Annotated in this window: 16 protein-coding genes, 1 pseudogene and 1 other annotated feature; all 17 genes and pseudogenes read left to right on the forward strand. The window is 45.7% G+C overall.

Features of this window, described 5'->3' with window-relative positions; all coding sequences use genetic code 11:
• Window positions 1–13: 13 nt before the first annotated feature.
• The 17 genes and pseudogenes from ACTNA4_RS11285 to trpB all read left to right on the forward strand — a co-directional run bounded on the left by ACTNA4_RS11285 (window position 14) and on the right by trpB (window position 18,352).
• Window positions 14–1,486: a complex I subunit 5 family protein gene (locus tag ACTNA4_RS11285; RefSeq protein ID WP_427807012.1), complete on the forward strand. Its 1,473-nt coding sequence runs from the start codon at window positions 14–16 to the stop codon at window positions 1,484–1,486.
• Between the two features lie 12 nt (window positions 1,487–1,498).
• Window positions 1,499–3,544 (forward strand): complex I subunit 5 family protein, encoded by a 2,046-nt coding sequence (locus ACTNA4_RS11290; RefSeq protein WP_441030114.1) that lies wholly within the window; start codon window positions 1,499–1,501, stop codon window positions 3,542–3,544.
• Window positions 3,545–3,810: 266 nt separating this feature from the next.
• A complete protein-coding gene (locus ACTNA4_RS11295; RefSeq protein ID WP_427807014.1) occupies window positions 3,811–4,029 on the forward strand; it encodes a cation transporter in 219 nt (72 codons plus the stop codon).
• Between the two features lie 39 nt (window positions 4,030–4,068).
• Window positions 4,069–5,937, forward strand: coding sequence for a heavy metal translocating P-type ATPase (locus ACTNA4_RS11300; RefSeq protein WP_441030116.1), 1,869 nt, complete (start codon window positions 4,069–4,071; stop codon window positions 5,935–5,937).
• 96 nt (window positions 5,938–6,033) lie between these two features.
• The gene (locus ACTNA4_RS11305; RefSeq protein WP_441030117.1) at window positions 6,034–6,891 is read left to right on the forward strand and encodes a putative manganese transporter; all 858 of its coding nucleotides are present in this window, start codon (window positions 6,034–6,036) and stop codon (window positions 6,889–6,891) included.
• 118 nt (window positions 6,892–7,009) lie between these two features.
• Window positions 7,010–7,465, forward strand: coding sequence for a large conductance mechanosensitive channel protein MscL (gene mscL / locus ACTNA4_RS11310; protein WP_427807017.1), 456 nt, complete (start codon window positions 7,010–7,012; stop codon window positions 7,463–7,465).
• Window positions 7,466–7,512: 47 nt separating this feature from the next.
• Window positions 7,513–8,604 carry a tryptophan--tRNA ligase gene (trpS, locus tag ACTNA4_RS11315; protein WP_427807018.1) on the forward strand — a complete coding sequence of 364 codons (1,092 nt, stop codon included), beginning with the start codon at window positions 7,513–7,515 and terminating at the stop codon, window positions 8,602–8,604.
• 149 nt (window positions 8,605–8,753) lie between these two features.
• Window positions 8,754–10,100, forward strand: a complete 1,347-nt coding sequence (gene glmM, locus ACTNA4_RS11320) for a phosphoglucosamine mutase (protein WP_427819672.1) — start codon at window positions 8,754–8,756, stop codon at window positions 10,098–10,100.
• Window positions 10,101–10,287: 187 nt separating this feature from the next.
• Window positions 10,288–10,656: a GntR family transcriptional regulator gene (locus tag ACTNA4_RS11325; RefSeq protein ID WP_427807020.1), complete on the forward strand. Its 369-nt coding sequence runs from the start codon at window positions 10,288–10,290 to the stop codon at window positions 10,654–10,656.
• Between the two features lie 82 nt (window positions 10,657–10,738).
• Entirely contained in the window at window positions 10,739–13,186 is a 2,448-nt protein-coding gene (locus tag ACTNA4_RS11330; RefSeq protein WP_441030119.1) for an ATP-dependent Clp protease ATP-binding subunit, read from the forward strand.
• Between the two features lie 67 nt (window positions 13,187–13,253).
• Complete coding sequence (locus ACTNA4_RS11335) at window positions 13,254–13,664, forward strand: endosialidase (protein ID WP_427807022.1); 411 nt, start codon at window positions 13,254–13,256, stop codon at window positions 13,662–13,664.
• A 112-nt stretch (window positions 13,665–13,776) separates the two neighbouring features.
• A complete protein-coding gene (gene radA, locus ACTNA4_RS11340; protein ID WP_427807024.1) occupies window positions 13,777–15,132 on the forward strand; it encodes a DNA repair protein RadA in 1,356 nt (451 codons plus the stop codon).
• Window positions 15,133–15,208: 76 nt separating this feature from the next.
• Window positions 15,209–15,475: a binding site (T-box leader), on the forward strand.
• A gap of 83 nt (window positions 15,476–15,558) precedes the next feature.
• A pseudogene (locus ACTNA4_RS11345) lies at window positions 15,559–15,902 on the forward strand (anthranilate synthase component I); the annotation flags it as partial.
• Between the two features lie 52 nt (window positions 15,903–15,954).
• Window positions 15,955–16,761, forward strand: coding sequence for an indole-3-glycerol phosphate synthase TrpC (gene trpC, locus ACTNA4_RS11350; protein WP_441030121.1), 807 nt, complete (start codon window positions 15,955–15,957; stop codon window positions 16,759–16,761).
• Window positions 16,755–16,985 (forward strand): hypothetical protein, encoded by a 231-nt coding sequence (locus tag ACTNA4_RS11355; RefSeq protein WP_427807025.1) that lies wholly within the window; start codon window positions 16,755–16,757, stop codon window positions 16,983–16,985. The genes trpC and ACTNA4_RS11355 overlap by 7 nt, the downstream gene beginning before the upstream one ends.
• Entirely contained in the window at window positions 16,936–17,175 is a 240-nt protein-coding gene (locus ACTNA4_RS11360) for a hypothetical protein (RefSeq protein WP_441030123.1), read from the forward strand. The genes ACTNA4_RS11355 and ACTNA4_RS11360 overlap by 50 nt, the downstream gene beginning before the upstream one ends.
• A complete protein-coding gene (trpB, locus tag ACTNA4_RS11365) occupies window positions 17,168–18,352 on the forward strand; it encodes a tryptophan synthase subunit beta (protein ID WP_441030125.1) in 1,185 nt (394 codons plus the stop codon). Before ACTNA4_RS11360 ends, trpB begins: the two co-directional genes overlap by 8 nt.
• The last annotated feature ends 124 nt before the right edge of the window (window positions 18,353–18,476 follow it).

Below are 18,476 nucleotides of genomic sequence, written 5' to 3' on the forward strand. Positions count from 1 at the left end.
AGGAGGAGAGGATATGAATAAGATGATTATGATGATCGTTGTACTTTTACCGATGCTCTCGGGGGTACTGATTCCTTTGCTCCCGTTTCGGAATCGAAGACAGATGATGATCTATATTGAAACGGCGGTACTTCTAAACACGATTCTGGTGTTCCTGATGTTGGCAAATCCTCCGCAGAATGCACTGGTTCTGTTTAAGTTCACAGGAAATCTTAGTGTCAGTTTCCGACTGGATGGACTGGGAAGGATATTTGCAGGTCTTATTTCCGCATTATGGCCTTTGTCAGTTTTGTACTCGTTTGAATATATGAAACATGAGAAGCATGAAAAATATTTCTTTATGTTTTACACGATTACTTATGGAGTAACTCTGGGGATAGCTCTCGCGGAGGATATCGTGACGATGTATTTCTTTTTTGAAATGCTAAGTCTGATCACGCTTCCGTTGATCATGTATACCCTTACCCGTGAGGCGATCCACGCAAGCCGGACGTATTTCTACTATATGACCGGTGGTGCGGCTTTTGCCTTTATCGGCATGATTTTTATTCTGAGTTATGGAACGACTTCCAATTTTGTCCCGGGCGGTGTGATCGATCTGGCGAAAGTAGGAGATAAGACGAATCTGTTGCTCATTATATATGTTCTTTGTTTCTGCGGATTCAGTGTCAAAACGGCAATGTGGCCGTTTTCTTCCTGGCTTCCGAAAGCGGGAGTTGCGCCGACACCGGTGACGGCGCTGCTTCATGCGGTGGCGGTGGTAAATACAGGAGCATTTACACTGATGCGCGTGACCTATTATAGTTTCGGAACAGAACTTCTTAGGGGAACCTGGGCGCAGAAGGCGGTTATGACGCTGGTGATCATTACGATCGTTTACGGATGCAGCCGGGCACTGAAGGAAACACATATCAAGCGCCGTCTGGCCTGGTCTACGGTGAGTAATCTGTCCTACATTCTGTTTGGTGTGGTATTGATGAGCCCGCTGGGACTGACCGGTGCACTGAGCCATATGGTATTCCATTCCGTGATGAAGATTTGTTCTTTCTTCTGTGCCGGTGCGGTGATGTACCAGACAGGAAGAACGTATATTTATGAGCTGGATGGATTTGCTCACAAAATGCCGAAGGTTTTTGTTCTGTTCACGATATCCGGCATGGCTCTGATGGGAGTTCCGGGACTTTGTGGATTTGTCAGTAAATGGAATCTGGTGAAGGCTGCAGTCGCATCCAGGATGCCGCTGGCCTATGTGGGTGTCGCGGCATTACTGATATCGGCACTTCTCACAGCAATCTATATGCTCTCAATTTCGGTACGCGCCTTCTTCCCGGGAAAACAGTTCGATTACGGAACGATCCGGGACGTGAAGGATCCAAACTGGATGATGATTCTGCCGTTGACGGTTTTCGCTGTGGCTATGTTCTGCTTCGGATTGCACCCGGCACCTCTGCTGGAACTGTTCCGTCAGGTGGTTTCGGTGTTTTAAGGAGGGAAGATCATGAATAGAAATATATTACTTGCCATTCTGGTGTTTTATCCGTTTCTGGGAGGAATTCTGGTGTATTTGGCGGGAAAATACCGGGAAATATGCAGAGATTATCTGGCAGATTTTATCACTGTCAGCGAATTCCTGGCAGCGGCAGCGCTTATGACTGTGGACGGTGCAGAGCTTCAGGTACCGGGAATCTGTGGATTCGGACTCGGGTTTGCGTTGGACGGTTTCCGAGGAATTTACGGATGCATTGCTTCTTTGATGTGGATGATGGTGACTGTTTTTTCCAGAGAATATTTCCGGAATCATGAAAACAAAAACAGATTCTACCTGTTCTTGCTCTGGACTTTGGGGGCAACGATGGGAATCTTTTATTCGGCTGATCTTTATACTACATTTATATTCTTCGAGATTATGTCCTTTACTTCCTATGTATGGGTCGTTCAGGAAGAGACGGAGGATGCAATCCGGGCGGCACAGACGTATCTGGCTGTTGCGGTGACCGGCGGTATGGTCATGCTGATGGGATTGTTCCTGCTCTACCATGAATTGGGAACTCTGGTGATCGCTGAAATGCTTCCGGCATCCGCAGCGTGTGCGGATAAAAGCCTGCTTTATGTGGCGGGGACCTGTCTTCTGGTTGGATTCGGGGCAAAAGCCGGAGCATTCCCGCTTCATATCTGGCTCCCAAAGGCACACCCTGCAGCACCGGCACCGGCTTCTGCGCTGCTCTCCGGAATTCTTACAAAGACAGGAATATTTGGAATTCTGATCATCAGCTGTCAGCTGTTTTTCGGAGATGGCGTATGGGGAAAGCTGATTCTTGCGATTGGAGTTGTGACGATGTTTATGGGAGCACTCCTTGCGTTATTCTCAGTGGATATCAAGAGGACGCTGGCGTGTTCCTCCATGTCCCAGGTTGGATTTATTCTGGTGGGCATCGGCATGCAGGGACTGTTGGAAACGGAACAGGCGCTTGCCGTGCACGGAACCTTTCTCCATATGGTCAATCATTCTCTGATCAAACTGGTGCTTTTTATGGCAGCAGGCGTAATTTACATGAATACGCATGCACTGAATTTAAACGAAATCCGCGGGTTTGGACGAAACAAGCCGCTTTTCAAGGGAATCTTTCTGACAGGAGCACTTGCTATCGCGGGAATTCCTTTCTTCAGCGGCTATATCAGCAAAATGCTGCTTCATGAGAGTATCGTGGAATTCGGCGGAGGAATGCCGGGGAAAATGATCGAGATCCTGTTCCTGATTTCCGGCGGGCTGACTGTTGCTTATATGACGAAGCTTTATGTGGCAGTTTTTGTAGAAGAAAACACAGATTCTGAAAAACAGAAATCCTTTGATGAGACTGAGAAGTTTATGAATCGGGAATCCGGATTCGCCCTTGCTGCAAGTGCTGTGATTCTTTTGATCTGGGGATTGTTCCCGCATAGTCTGATGGATCGTGCAGCCACCTATGCACAGAGCTTCATGAATCTGCAGGAAACAGGAGAGCGTGTGAGCTATTTCGCACCGGAAAATCTCCTTGGAATGGTGATCTCTGTCGGAATCGGGGCAGCGGTCTATGTTCTGATCGTACGGAAAGTTCTTATGAGAAAGATGGAAAATGGAACGGTACAGTATGTAGATCTGTGGCCAAAATGGCTGGATCTGGAAAATCTGATCTATCGTCCTGTGGTCCTGGGAATTCTTCCGTCGGCAGGAAGAATATTAAGCAGAATTTTGGATACCATATTGGATGGGATTGTTGTGCTTTTGCGGAAAACCATTTACCATGACAGTCCGTTGCCTCATGAACGTGAAGAAGGAAATATACTAACCGAAATACTTGGAAAAATACTGAATGCCGTGCAAACTGTGAAGAATCATACTGTCCGGAGAAAACATCCTGTTTATCGTGACTATGTTCACGAGATGGCAGTGAGAAATGAAGAGTTTAAGGAAAATAACCGGGTTATTGAACGAAGCCTGTCATTTGGCCTGATGCTCTTTTGTATCGGTCTGACGCTGACGCTGATTTATCTGATCTGGTGGTAATTTACGGTGTTATGGTGAGAAAAGGTGTTGGTGGTAAATGGATCGTCTTGGACGGTGGGAGGTGTGCCCTGTATATGAGGCACACCTCCCACTGTCTTTTTGTTCTTGCTCATGTGTTGTGATAAATGAAAAAGAAATTCATTTGTGGTATTGATATATATAAGTATTATATAAATCAGGTCTTGACTATTCCGGAAAGTGAGAGTATTATAAACATATGAACAATTGCTCATATGTTCAAAAATATTTTCAGGAGGATTATACATATGAAGAAAAAATTTAAAATGGTAGATCTGGATTGTGCAAATTGTGCGGCGAAGATGGAAGCTGCAATCAAGAAGCTGGATGGCGTGAATGATGCAACGGTAAGCTTTATGATGCAGAAGCTGACAATTGATGCGGACGATGCCAGATTTGATGAGATTATGCAGGAAGTTGTGAAAGTATGTAAGAAAGTGGAGCCGGACTGTCAGATTCAGCTGTAACGGATGAAGGCAAGAAAGTCAGGCTAAGAGGTGCAGGAGATGACGAAGAAACAGAAAACAGTGCTTTATCGTATTATAGCAGCAGCAATCATTTATATACCGCTTTTTGTACTGGAACATATGGGAAAATTGGAGTTCCAGACACCATGGCCGGTGAAGTTCCTCCTTTTTCTGGTCCCTTATGCGATCATTGGATGGGATATCATTTACAAGGCAATCAGAAATATCTGCCACGGGCAGGTATTTGATGAGAATTTTCTGATGTGTATTGCCACATTTGGAGCGCTGGGAGTCGGAGAGTATTCGGAAGCGGTAGCTGTAATGCTGTTCTATCAGGTGGGAGAGTTGTTCCAGAGTTATGCGGTGGGCAAATCTCGTCAGTCGATCAGTGAGATGATGGATATCTGTCCGGAGTATGCGAATATCGAGCAGGAAGGACAACTGGCACAGGTGGATCCGGATGATGTGGGGATCGGAGATGTGATTGTTATCAAAGCCGGCGAAAGAATTCCGCTTGACGGAATCGTTCTTTCCGGGAATTCTTTTATCGATACATCGGCACTCACCGGAGAATCGGTACCCCGTGAAGTACGGGAAGGAAGCGAGATCATCAGCGGATGTGTGAACGGAAGCGGACTTTTAAAAGTACAGGTCACAAAAGAGTTTGACGATTCTACTGTTTCCAAGATCCTTGAGCTTGTGGAAAATGCGAGCAGCAAGAAGGCGAAAGTAGAGAATTTTATCACCAGATTTGCGAAATATTATACACCTGTGGTAGTATGTGCCGCAGTGCTGCTGGCGATACTTCCTATCCTTCTGTTCGGACAGCCGTTTACAGAATGGCTGAAGCGGGCCTGCATTTTTCTGGTTATTTCCTGCCCGTGTGCACTTGTAATCTCCGTGCCGCTCGGATTCTTCGGCGGGATCGGCGCTGCCTCCAGACAGGGCGTGCTGGTCAAAGGAAGCAATTATCTGGAAATCCTGTCTGAGATGAAGACGATCGTTTTTGATAAAACAGGTACTTTGACGCGGGGAGAATTTGCCGTGAACAAGGTCATTGTAAATGAGGGAAATGAGTCGGAAATCCTGGAGCTTGCGGCACTGGCGGAAGGGTATTCCGATCATCCGATCGCAGGAGCGTTGCGTGCAGCATGTCAAGAGGAGCTTTCCATGGAGCGGGTGAAAGACAGTGAAGAAATCCCGGGTCATGGAATCCGCTCTGTGATCGACGGCGAGATCGTTTATGCCGGAAATGCAAAGCTGATGGAACGGGAAGGAATCTGGTATGAGCCGTGCGATGAGGCGGGAACCGTCGTATATGTGGCAAAACAGAATCTGTTCCTCGGAGCGATCGTGATCGCAGATACGGTGAAACCGGAAGCAAAGCGGGCAATCCGGCAGCTCAAGAACAGCGGTGTAAGGAAGACGGTCATGCTCACCGGAGACCGCAGAGAGGTCGGAGAAGCGGTTGCAGCGGAGTTGGGGATCGATCAGGTCTACACCGAACTGCTCCCGGGTGATAAAGTCGAGAAAGTGGAAGGTCTTCTTGCAGAACTTGGAGAGAAGGAACGTCTGGGATTTGTCGGTGACGGTATTAACGATGCACCGGTGCTGGGAAGAGCGGACATTGGAATTGCGATGGGAAGCATGGGATCGGATGCGGCGATCGAAGCTGCGGACATTGTTCTGATGGATGACGATATCATGAAAATTCCGTCTGTCATCCGGATCGCCGGTCAGACAATGAAGATCGTAAAACAGAACATTGTATTTGCACTGACTGTGAAGGCTCTGGTTCTGTTCCTTGGAGCGCTCGGCATGGCGAATATGTGGGAAGCAGTATTTGCGGATGTCGGAGTTTCAGTAATTGCGATCCTGAATTCGATGAGGACTCTGAAAACAAAATAAAAGATATGGTCAAGGGAAAAATGAATTGCTCATTTTTCCCTTGATTTTCGTCCCGTGGTAAGGTAGAATATACACCATTCGGAAAGGGTGGATGATATGGAGCTTATGATAGATATTTTTATGGATGCAGTGATTGATACGGCGAAACTGATTCCGTTTTTGTTTCTGACTTATCTGGCAATGGAGTACCTGGAAAATAAAGCAGGGGAAAAGACTGTGAATATGTTGCTTGGAGCAGGTAAAAAGGGACCGCTGATCGGGGGAATCCTTGGTGTTGTCCCACAGTGCGGATTTTCGGCTGCTGCGGCAAGCCTTTATTCGGGCGGGGTCATAACGATTGGAACGATGATTGCGGTATTTCTGTCTACTTCGGACGAAATGCTGCCGATTCTCATTTCAGAGCGTACAAAAGCAAAAGAAATTGTCTGGATTCTTGGTGTGAAGATATTCATCGGTGTAATAGCGGGAATCCTTGTTGATATCGTGGTTAGAATGCGCACTGGCGGGACACAGAAAGGACTGCATATTCATGAAATCTGTGAACGGGATCACTGCCACTGCGAAGAGGGGAGCATCCTGAAATCCGCAGTGACACATTCTCTGCAGACGGTGCTGTTTGTTTTTTTAGTAACGCTGGCATTGAATGCACTGGTAGAAGGGATCGGAATGGAACAGGTCGTCAGAGCGGCAGCCGCACATCCGGTAAGAAGTATCCTTCTGACTGCTTTGATCGGGCTGGTTCCAAACTGTGCATCTTCGGTTATGATTACAACATTTTATCTGGAAGGGGTTCTTTCGGTGGGAAGTATGCTGGCGGGGCTGTTGTCCTGTGCCGGTATGGGGCTCCTTGTATTGTTTCGTACAAATAAGAACTGGAAAGTGAATCTGATGACCGTAGCATCGCTATATGGAATCAGTGTGTTCTGCGGTCTTGCTGCCCAGTTGATTCTATAAAAAGAATAAAGATTTTTAGGTAAAGGGAACCAGGGATTTACCATGGTAAAAAATGGTTGCTTGTATCAGTTAAAAGCGGTAGAATACATGTAGTATTATACGAAAGAGAGGAAAAATTATGGCTAAGAAAGGATTTGTTGCGGAATTTAAAGAATTTATCAGCCGTGGTAATGTCATGGATATGGCAGTCGGTGTTATCATAGGCGGCGCCTTCCAGAGTATCGTGAGTTCATTAGTAGGAGATGTTGTGATGCCTGTCATTACCGTGATTACAGGAGGCATCAGCTTTTCATCATGGAAGCTTGCTCTGACAGAGGGAGAAGAACCGTCTTATCTTAATTATGGTAATTTTATCACTGCAGTGATCAACTTCTTGCTCATGGCATTCATTATTTTCTGCTTTGTGAAACTCATGAATACATTGAGCGCGAAAATGCTCAGAAAAGAAGCAGAAGAAGCACCGGCACCGACGACGAAGAAGTGCCCGTACTGCTGTTCAGAGATTCCGATCGAAGCAACCAGATGTGCTCATTGTACATCGGAACTTCCGGTAGAAGAAGAGAAGACAGAATAGGCTGAATCAGCATATTATAAAGAAGAGGCAGAGAGGAAATACAGAAAATGGAAAAAATAATTTTAACAGGAGACAGACCGACCGGCCGTCTTCATGTAGGACATTATGTTGGTTCTCTGAGACGAAGAGTGGAACTGCAGAATTCCGGAGAATATGACAAGATTTTTATTATGATTGCAGATGCCCAGGCATTGACAGACAATGCGGATAATCCGGAAAAAGTACGGCAGAATATCATTGAAGTGGCATTGGATTACCTGTCTTGCGGACTGGATCCGGAAAAATCTACATTATTTATCCAGTCCCAGGTTCCGGAATTAACAGAATTATCTTTCTATTATATGAATCTGGTGACGGTGTCCCGTCTGCAGAGAAACCCTACTGTAAAATCCGAGATACAGATGCGGAATTTCGAAGCAAGTATTCCGGTTGGATTTTTCACGTATCCAATCAGTCAGGCTGCGGATATTACAGCATTTAAAGCGACAACCGTTCCGGTCGGAGAGGATCAGCTCCCGATGATCGAACAGTGCCGTGAAATCGTTCATAAGTTTAACACAGTTTACGGGGATACATTGGTAATGCCGAAAGCATTGATCCCAGAGAATGAAAGCTGCTGCAGACTTCCTGGAATTGACGGAAAGGCAAAAATGAGTAAATCCCTCGGCAACTGTATCTATTTATCTGATACGGAGGAAGAGGTTCAGAAGAAAATTATGAGTATGTATACCGATCCGAACCATCTGAAAGTATCTGATCCTGGGCAGGTGGAAGGAAACTGTGTGTTTACTTATCTGGATGCATTCTGTCGGGATGAGCATTTTGCCAAATATCTTCCTGACTATCAGAACCTGGATGAGCTGAAGGCACATTACCAGAGAGGCGGACTTGGGGATGTGAAGGTGAAACGGTTCCTGAATGCAATCATGCAGGAAGAACTTGCGCCGATTCGTGCAAGAAGAAAAGAACTGGAGAAGAGGATACCGGAAATTTACGAGATCCTTCGTAAAGGCAGTATCGAAGCGGAGAAAGTGGCTGCTCAGACACTGAAAGAAGTGAAAGAATCCATGAAGATCAACTATTTTGATGATATGGAACTGATTCGGGAGCAGAGTAAACGTTTCGCTTCCGAAGCTTAAAAAAGTAAGCTTACAAAGTGTAAAATGTTAAACAGATATGAAAATATGTTGCGTAATTATTAAAAGGACGCTATAATAGACTCCATAAGTGACTGATTGTGCAAAAAAAACGGTCAATCAGCCAAAGATAGGCCGAAGGAGATAATTATATGGGTAAATATTTTGGAACAGATGGCTTCCGTGGGGAAGCAAATGTGAATTTGACAGTAGAGCATGCATTCAAAGTTGGACGATATCTGGGATGGTATTACGGGCAGGAGCACAAGGCGAGAATCGTGATCGGCAAGGATACCAGACGGAGCAGCTATATGTTTGAATATGCACTGGCAGCAGGGCTTACTGCTTCCGGAGCAGATGCGTATCTTCTGCATGTAACGACAACCCCCAGCGTTTCTTATGTGACGAGAACCGAAGATTTTGACTGCGGTATTATGATTTCCGCCAGCCATAATCCATTCTATGATAACGGTATCAAAGTAATTAATGGAAAAGGACACAAACTGGAGGCAGAAGTCGAAGATAAGATTGAAGCTTATATCGATGGGGAAACAGGAGAAATTCCGCTTGCACAGAAGGAAGCGATTGGAAGAACGATTGACTATGCGGCGGGAAGAAACCGGTATATCGGACATCTGATCTCGCTGGCCACACGCTCTTTCAAGGATATGCGTATCGGACTTGACTGTTCGAACGGAAGTGCATTTGCCATTGCGAAAAGTGTTTATGATGCACTTGGAGCTAAGACTTATGTGATCAACAACGAGCCGGATGGAACGAACATCAATACAAACTGTGGCTCCACACATATCGGAGTGCTGCAGAAATTTGTGAAAGAGAAGAAACTGGATGTAGGATTTGCATTTGACGGAGATGCAGACCGCTGTATCGCAGTCGATGAGAACGGCAATGTCGTTGATGGAGACCTGATTCTGTATGTCTGTGGAAAATATTTAAAAGAGCGCGGACAGCTTAACGGAGATACGATCGTGACAACGATCATGTCAAATATCGGTCTTTATAAGGCGTGTGACAAAGTTGGAATCCGTTATGAAAAGACAAAGGTTGGCGATAAATACGTTTATGAGAATATGGTCCAGAATAATTTCATGCTGGGCGGCGAACAATCCGGTCATATTATTTTCAGCAAACATGCTACGACCGGTGACGGAATCCTGACTTCTCTTATGATTATGGAAGTGATTATGGAGACGAAACAGTCTCTTGCAAAGCTGACGGAGGATGTGACCATTTACCCGCAGCTCCTCAAGAATGTGAGAGTATCTGACAAGAAGACGGCACGGGAGAATCCGGAAGTGGTAAAAGCAGTTGCTGCGGTTTCAGAGGCACTTGGAGATGACGGACGTATTCTGGTACGCGAAAGCGGAACAGAACCGGTAATCCGTGTTATGGTGGAAGCCACCACGGATGAACTGTGTGAAAAATATGTAAATCAAGTCGTTGATGTGATGGAAAAAGAAGGCCTGATCGTCGGTTAACCCGAACAGATTTAAGGGATTGTGTGAAATGCACAGTCCCTTTTTTGTCATGCATACGCCAAAAAGAACCGATGGATCGTTTTTTGGTTCATGGCGGGATCATCTTTATTACTTTACAAAAAATGCCTTCTGTGCTAACATGAATATAACAAAAAACAGCAAAAGAAAAAGTAAAGAGGGAATTTTTATGCTGATAGAGATTGATTTTAACAGTGATGAAGCGATTTATTTGCAATTGAGAAATCAGATTATTATGGGGATTGCAACGTCCACGATCCACGAAGGTGATCCGCTTCCTTCGGTTCGTACACTCGCCGAGAATATCGGGATCAACATGCATACGGTAAACAAAGCATATAATGTACTAAGACAAGAAGGATTTATTCAGCTGGACAGGAGAAAGGGTGCCGTGATCTGTATTGATGTCAATAAGATTCAGGCGCTTCAGGATATGAAGGAGCAGCTCCGGATTCTTCTGGCAAAGGGGAGCTGCAAAGGAATCACCCGGGAAGAAGTACATGAATTGGTAGATGAGATTTATGAAGAATATAAATGATGCCTGTAAAGGCTGTCATGCGGCAGTACTGCATGAGTGGTGAGACCGGATTAATAAGAGATAAGGAGAGACTTACGAGGTTATGACAGAGAATCAGTATACAAAGCAGGCGCAGGAAGCGCTGAATATGGCAAAGGAGATTGCGGAGGCGAACCGGCATCCATATATCGGGACGGAACATCTTCTTTTCGGATTGAAGAGAATCTATACAGGAGTTGCAGGTCAGGTACTTGACAAGAATAAAGTGGACGAAGAGCAGATGGAAAAAGCGATGGATCTGCTGATATCCAGTCCGGCAGGAGGAACACCTGACAGACGAAGAATCGAAAGAAGCCCCAGACTGGAATACATTTTGGAGGAAAGCAAGAATGAGGCGGCACATTTCGGATCCAGAAAGATCGGGACGGAGCATATGCTTTTGGCGATGCTCAAAGACGGTGACTGTGTGGCAACCCAAATGCTTATGACCTTGAATGTCAATATTCAAAAGGTGTTTCAGGATCTTCTGCAGGCTATGGGTGAGGATCCGAAAGAATATATGGAAAGTCAGCGTGAAGGAGAAGGTCAGGGAGGAATCCTCGAACAGTACAGCACAGATCTGACGGAGGAGGCCAGAGAAGGCAAGCTGGATCCGGTGATCGGGCGTCAGGAGGAAATCGGAAGGATCATGCAGATTTTGAGCCGCAGAACCAAGAATAATCCTTGTCTGGTCGGAGAGCCGGGTGTCGGTAAGACTGCGATCGTGGAAGGGCTTGCAATGCAGATTGCAGACGGGATCGTACCGGAGAGTATGCGGGACAAGAGGATTCTTGTGCTGGATCTTCCGGGCATGATTGCAGGATCAAAATACAGAGGTGAATTTGAGGAACGTATGAAGAAGCTGATCCGGGAAGTAAAGGCATCCGGCAATGTGATCCTGTTTCTGGACGAGCTGCATACGATCATCGGAGCAGGTGGGGCTGAAGGGGCTATCGATGCGTCCAATATTTTGAAACCCTCTCTCGCACGCGGAGAGCTGCAGCTGATCGGTGCGACGACACTGACGGAGTACCGCAAATATATTGAGAAAGATGCTGCGCTGGAGCGGCGTTTTCAGCCGGTAACGGTAGAAGAGCCGGATGAGGAAAAATGCCTTGTGATCCTGAAAGGGCTCCGGAAAAAATATGAGGTACATCATGAAGTGGAGATTGAAGAAGAAGCACTGAGGGCCGCAGTTCATTTGTCATGCCGTTATATTAATGACCGGTTTCTGCCTGATAAAGCAATTGATGTGTTGGACGAAAGCTGTTCCAAGGTGAAGCTCAGAGGCTTCAAAGTACCGGAGAATATTGCAAAATTAGAGATACTTTATAAGGACCTTGGCGCCGAGAAAGAAAATTGTATTAAAACCGGGAACATGGAAGAAGCTTCGCGCCTCCATCGGGAACAGAAGGAAACCATGAAGAAACTGGAGCAGGCAAAAGCCCGGTTTGAGAAGAGCCACGAGAATAAAAAGGTATCGGTTACAGAAGAGGATGTGGCTGAGGTGATTTCTGCCTGGACAAGAATCCCGTTGAGCAGACTGAACGAGACAGAGACGGCAAGACTTGGAAAATTGGAAAAGACACTGGAGAAGAGAGTCATCGGCCAGGAGGAAGCTGTGAAGGCTCTGGCGAAAGCTGTCAAGAGAGGAAGAGTTGGTCTGAAAGATCCGAAGAGGCCAATTGGTTCTTTCCTGTTTCTTGGGCCTACCGGAGTCGGTAAGACCGAACTTTCGAAAGCACTGGCAGAGGCACTTTTTGGAAATGAAGAGGATATGATCCGGGTTGATATGTCAGAATACATGGAGAAACACAGCGTCGCAAAAATGATTGGGGCGCCTCCGGGATATGTGGGACATGATGATGGCGGACAGCTCAGTGAAAAAGTGCGCAGAAATCCATATTCCGTAATCCTGTTTGATGAGATTGAAAAAGCACATCCGGATGTGTTCAATATCCTGCTGCAGGTGCTGGATGACGGGCATATTACAGATTCTCAGGGGAGAAAAGTGGATTTCCGCAATACAGTCATCATCATGACTTCCAATGCCGGAGCGAAAGCGATCATTGAACCGAAGAAGCTCGGCTTTACGCAGCAGGAAGATGTGGCGGGCGATTATAAGCGCATGAAGTCTAACGTTATGGATGAAGTGAAGCAGCTGTTTCGTCCGGAATTCCTGAATCGTATTGACGAGATTATTGTATTCCACCCGCTCGGTGAGAATGATATGAAGAAGATCGTGGGTCTGATGTGCAAGGAAGTGACACAGCGTGCAAAAGAACAGCTGGATATCACGCTCGTGATCCGCGATTCAGTGAAAAAGCACATCGTCGAAACCGGAACGGATAAGAAATACGGTGCAAGGCCGCTTAGAAGAGCCGTGCAGAATCAGCTGGAGGATAAACTGGCGGAGGCGATCCTGAGCGGTGAAATCAAACGGGGCGATCATGTGGAAGCCGGAATTTCTAAAAAAGAAATAAAATTTACTACAAAGGGAATAAACAACTAGAAAAAGAAAAGGGATATGGTATAATAAGATTAACTCAAAAGAGAATACCATTAGGAGGAACATGGAAATGGCATTAATCAAGGAACTTATTAAGAGCGAGACTGACGGAACACTTAGCTTTGGAGATTACAGTCTTGCGGAAAAGACGAAGAAAGATGGTTTTGAATTTCAGGGAGATTTATATAAAGTTAAGACGTTCAAAGAGATTACCAAATTAGAGAAAAACGGAATGTTTGTATACGAATCTGTGCCGGGAACTGCCGTTGAGAATTTCAAAGTCTCTGAAAATGTAGTTTCGTTCAAAGTATCCGGTGAAGGGGATGCGCAGATTACGCTGGAACTGGAAGCGGACAGCGAATATACAGTTTACATGAATGATGTAAATGTCGGAGATATGTCAACGAATTTAAGTGCAAAACTCAGTATCAGTGCAGAATTAGGGAAAGAAAGCGTTGAAGTAGAAATCGTTAAGAAATAGGACACGGATACATAGTGATTTTGAGAGAAGGGCTGTTTGATGCAGCCCTTTTCCTGTCACTGGAATTGAATCTGTCTGTGAACCGCAGCGTGAGAAAGGAAAAGCAGGAAATATGGCAAAAGGGAAGAAGACAGTTTTTTTCTGTCAGAATTGTGGACATGAAGAGTCAAAGTGGCTGGGACAGTGTCCCATGTGCAAGGAATGGAATACTTTTGTTGAAGAAAGGGTAACGATGGCGAAAACGGTTGCCGTGAAGGACAGGAAGGAACTACGCGCAGTTCCGCTTTCCCAGGTGCAAACGGAAGCAGAAGAGAGAGTAAGTACTCATATTAATGAACTGGATCGTGTGCTTGGAGGCGGGATCGTTCCCGGTTCTTTGATTCTTGTCGGAGGTGATCCGGGGATCGGCAAATCAACATTGCTTCTGCAGGTTTGCCGTGAACTGGCACGCACGGAGAAGAAGGTGCTTTATATTTCGGGAGAAGAATCACTGCGGCAGATCAAGCTGCGTGCACAGCGCATGGGAGAATTTACGGAACATCTGCTTTTGCTCTGTGAGACCAATCTGGAACTGATCCGTCAGGCAATCGAGAGAGAAAGACCGGAAACGGTCGTGATCGATTCGATTCAGACCATGTTCAGCGAAGAGGTGGGGTCTGCACCGGGCAGTGTGTCACAGGTCCGGGAGGCGACCAATGCTCTGATGCAGCTTGCAAAAGGCCTGTGTATCACGATATTTATTGTAGGGCATGTGACGAAGGAAGGTACGGTTGCGGGTCCGAGAGTATTGGAGCATATGGTGGACACAGTGCTTTATTTCGAAGGGGACCGGCATGCATCGTACCGGATCCTCAGGGGGGTGAAGAATCGTTTCGGTTCAACCAATGAGATTGGTGTATTTGAAATGCGTCAGGACGGACTGCGCGAGGTGAAAAATGCATCGGAATTTATGCTGGACGGCAGGCCGGAACATGCGTCGGGATCCGTCGTGGCATGTTCCATGGAAGGGACCAGGCCGATCCTTCTGGAAATACAGGCTCTTGTGTGCGAAAGTAATTTAGGCATACCCAGGAGGACTGCGGCTGGAACGGATTACAATCGTGTCAATTTGCTGATGGCGGTACTCGAGAAACGGATCGGTTACCGGTTGGCAAACTATGATGCATACGTGAATATTGCAGGCGGAATTAAGATCAATGAGCCGGCGGTCGATCTGGGAATTGTGATGGCAATCGTATCCAGCTATAAAAACAGACCACTGGATGAGAGAACGATTGTATTCGGAGAGGTTGGGCTGAGCGGAGAAGTACGGGCAGTCAGTATGCCGGAACAGCGCGTGCAGGAGGCAAAAAAGCTTGGATTTGAGACCTGTATCATGCCGGCTGTCTCTTATGACAGTGTGAAGAACATCGAAGGCATACAGATCATTGGTGTAAAAAATATCAATGAGGCGATCCGGCTTTTCTGATATAAACGAAGATTTATAATAAAATAAATCAATTGACATTTGAAAAATATCGGAATATACTGTAGTGAATTAAAACACTAAACCGATGAACAAGAGGAGTAGGTAAAGATATTTGTTCCCAGAGAGCTGCCGGATGGTGGAAAGGCAGCGGCAAGAGTTTTTACTGAATGGACTTGTGGGGGCAGCTTGAAAGCAAATTTTGAGAATATCATATATTTGCGAGTAGACGCTGACGGGATTCTAGCCCGTTATCAAATAGATATGTATGTTAGTACATAACAGAGTGGTCAGTATATTGACAAATTGGGTGGTACCGCAGAAGATTTAAGCTTTTGTCCCTTTAAGAGAGGACAGGAGCTTTTTTTGTGCCATGCTTATGAAAAAAGGTCCACAAAACAAATACTTTTTGAATCAGGAGAAGCGTACATGTATCCATATTGTAATGAAATCCTGAAACTTGCATCAGATTATGACATCATTCCGGTATGCCGTGAAATCTACGCAGATGTTGTTACGCCGATTACCTTGCTTCGGAAAATTGCGGCTGTGAGTAAACGGTATTATCTGCTGGAAAGTATTGAAGGCGGGAAAAATGGGGCAGGTATTCGTTCCTGGGATATGATCCTCTGATGCGCGTGTACTGCAGTGACGGTAAAGTCGTGATCGAGCAGGATAAAGAGGAAAATGTAATAGAAACAGACAAACCGCTGGAAGTGGTAAGAAAGATTATGAAAGATTACCGGTCACCGAAGAGTGCCGGGATGCCGCCATTGAATTCCGTGATGCTACCCAGGCAACAGCAAAGGAATAGGGGAAAACAGGATGATATTGGATAAAATAGCAGCATATACACGGCTTCGAATAGAAGAGGCAAAGAAAGAGCTTTCGCCGGACGAGATAAGAAGACTTGCACTTTCATGCAAAACGGACACCGGATTTCCATTTGAAAAAGTGTTGAAAGAACCCGGGATCCACTATATCTGTGAAGTGAAAAAAGCATCTCCGTCCAAGGGAGTGATTGCAGAGGATTTCCCTTATCTGAAGATTGCAGAAGAATACGAAAAGGCAGGTGCGTCGGCAATCTCCTGCCTTACGGAACCAAAGTATTTCATGGGAAAGAATGTATATTTGAAAGAAATTACCGGTAAAGTGAAGATCCCGGTTCTGAGAAAAGATTTTACAGTGGATGAATATATGATATATGAAGCAAAATTGCTCGGCGCAAGTGCGGTACTTCTGATCTGTGCCATACTGGATACAGAAACAGTACGGGATTATATTCATATCTGCGATGAACTTGGATTATCTGCACTGGTTGAGGTTCATGACGAGAAGGAAATGCGGTCCGCAATCGAAGCCGGGGCGAGAATCATCGGAGTAAACAAACGGAATCTGAAAGACTTTACCGTAGATATCGGAAACAGTGTCCGCCTCAGAAAATTAGCTCCGCCGGATGTATTGTTTGTGGCGGAAAGTGGAATTCAAAATGCAGAGAATATCAGGAATCTCAAAGAAGCCGGTGTGAATGGAGTGCTGATCGGTGAGACACTGATGCGAAGTCGGGATAAAAAAGCAATGCTCGTGGAACTGAACGGAGGCCTTCTTCGCGGGAGGGATTCCGAATGGTAAAAGTAAAGATATGTGGTTTGAGACGAGCAGAAGACATTGCGATGGTAAATGAATTTCACCCCGATTTTGTCGGATTTGTTTTTGCAGACAGCAAACGGAAAGTTGACAGTAAAACAGCAAAGTTGCTTCGAAAAGAATTGCGAAGAGATATTCCGGCAGTCGGAGTGTTTGTAAATGAGGATGTGGAGATCATTCGGAGTCTGTGCAGACAGGAAGACATTTGACAAGGGTATGATCCCAGATTTGAAGAAACCATATTTCCTTGCCGGCGGGCTGGATGCGTCGAATGTAATAGACAACATACGGGTATGTCATCCGTATGCGGTGGATGTTAGCAGTGCAGTGGAAATAGATGGATGGAAGGATGCCGGAAAGATAAAAGAATTTTTGGAAAGGATTAGAGAACATGAGTAAAGGAAGATTTGGAGTATATGGAGGCCAGTACGTTCCGGAGACGCTGATGAATGCGGTGAATGAGTTGGAAGAGGCCTATGAGAAATATAAAAATGATCCGGAATTTAACCGGGAGCTGGATAAACTGCTGAAAAATTATGCAGGACGTCCGTCGCTTCTATATGAAGCAAAAAAAATGACAGAAGATCTGAGTGGAGCGAAAATCTATTTAAAACGGGAGGATTTGAACCATACAAGCGCACATAAGATCAACAATGTCCTGGGACAGGTCCTTCTGGCAAAAAAGATGGGAAAGACACGGGTGATTGCAGAGACAGGAGCCGGGCAGCACGGCGTTGCGACAGCGACAGCAGCAGCCCTTATGGATATGGAATGTGAGATTTTCATGGGAAAAGAAGATACCGACCGTCAGGCGTTGAATGTGTATCGCATGGAACTCCTGGGGGCCAAAGTACATCCGGTTACAACGGGAACTATGACGCTCAAGGATGCAGTAAACGAGACGATGCGTGAATGGGCAAGCCGGATGGATGACACACTTTATGTGCTGGGGTCTGTCATGGGTCCACATCCCTTCCCAACAATCGTGCGGGATTTCCAAAAGGTTATCGGAAAAGAAATCAAAGAACAGATCATGGAAAAGGAAGGAAGACTGCCGGATGCGGTGATCGCATGTGTCGGCGGTGGCAGCAATGCAATCGGTGCATTTTATGAATTTATTCCGGATAAAGAGGTACAGCTGATTGGATGTGAGGCTGCAGGTCTGGGAATTGATACCGAAAAACATGCGGCAACAATTGCGAAAGGAACGAAAGGAATTTTCCATGGTATGAAATCTCTCTTCTGCCAGAATAAAGATGGGCAGATCGCTCCGGTATATTCCATTTCGGCAGGTCTGGATTATCCGGGAATCGGACCGGAACATGCGATGCTGGCTGAAGAAGGACGCGCCAAGTACGTTCCGATCACCGATGAAGAGGCTGTTAATGCATTTGAATATCTGTCACGTACAGAAGGAATCATACCGGCTGTTGAAAGTGCACATGCGGTGGCGTATGCTATGAAGCTGGCACCAACCATGTCAAAAGACAAAATTATCGTAATCAATATTTCCGGCCGCGGAGACAAAGATGTGGCTGCAATTGCAATATACAGAGGAGTTGAAATCTATGAGTAAGATTCAGGAAGCATTTAACAAGATATAGCAAGAATTCTCCCACCTCTTTAGGTGGCGAGATGAATTGCAAAAAAATACGAGAGAACACTTGTTCTAATGTGCCGGATGTGGTACAATATAATCA

Source organism: Bariatricus sp. HCP28S3_A7 (genome assembly GCF_052066375.1).
Classification (GTDB): domain Bacteria; phylum Bacillota; class Clostridia; order Lachnospirales; family Lachnospiraceae; genus Allocoprococcus.

Coding starts and splice junctions, on each gene's coding strand:
- glmM (WP_427819672.1), top strand. CDS start 8,754: ATGGGTAAATATTTTGGAACAGATGGCTTCCGTGGGGAAGCAAATGTG.
- ACTNA4_RS11325 (WP_427807020.1), top strand. CDS start 10,288: ATGCTGATAGAGATTGATTTTAACAGTGATGAAGCGATTTATTTGCAA.
- trpS (WP_427807018.1), top strand. CDS start 7,513: ATGGAAAAAATAATTTTAACAGGAGACAGACCGACCGGCCGTCTTCAT.
- radA (WP_427807024.1), top strand. CDS start 13,777: ATGGCAAAAGGGAAGAAGACAGTTTTTTTCTGTCAGAATTGTGGACAT.
- ACTNA4_RS11300 (WP_441030116.1), top strand. CDS start 4,069: ATGACGAAGAAACAGAAAACAGTGCTTTATCGTATTATAGCAGCAGCA.
- ACTNA4_RS11330 (WP_441030119.1), top strand. CDS start 10,739: ATGACAGAGAATCAGTATACAAAGCAGGCGCAGGAAGCGCTGAATATG.
- ACTNA4_RS11295 (WP_427807014.1), top strand. CDS start 3,811: ATGAAGAAAAAATTTAAAATGGTAGATCTGGATTGTGCAAATTGTGCG.
- trpB (WP_441030125.1), top strand. CDS start 17,168: ATGAGTAAAGGAAGATTTGGAGTATATGGAGGCCAGTACGTTCCGGAG.
- trpC (WP_441030121.1), top strand. CDS start 15,955: ATGATATTGGATAAAATAGCAGCATATACACGGCTTCGAATAGAAGAG.
- ACTNA4_RS11290 (WP_441030114.1), top strand. CDS start 1,499: ATGAATAGAAATATATTACTTGCCATTCTGGTGTTTTATCCGTTTCTG.
- ACTNA4_RS11305 (WP_441030117.1), top strand. CDS start 6,034: ATGGAGCTTATGATAGATATTTTTATGGATGCAGTGATTGATACGGCG.
- ACTNA4_RS11285 (WP_427807012.1), top strand. CDS start 14: ATGAATAAGATGATTATGATGATCGTTGTACTTTTACCGATGCTCTCG.
- ACTNA4_RS11360 (WP_441030123.1), top strand. CDS start 16,936: ATGAGGATGTGGAGATCATTCGGAGTCTGTGCAGACAGGAAGACATTT.
- ACTNA4_RS11355 (WP_427807025.1), top strand. CDS start 16,755: ATGGTAAAAGTAAAGATATGTGGTTTGAGACGAGCAGAAGACATTGCG.
- mscL (WP_427807017.1), top strand. CDS start 7,010: ATGGCTAAGAAAGGATTTGTTGCGGAATTTAAAGAATTTATCAGCCGT.
- ACTNA4_RS11335 (WP_427807022.1), top strand. CDS start 13,254: ATGGCATTAATCAAGGAACTTATTAAGAGCGAGACTGACGGAACACTT.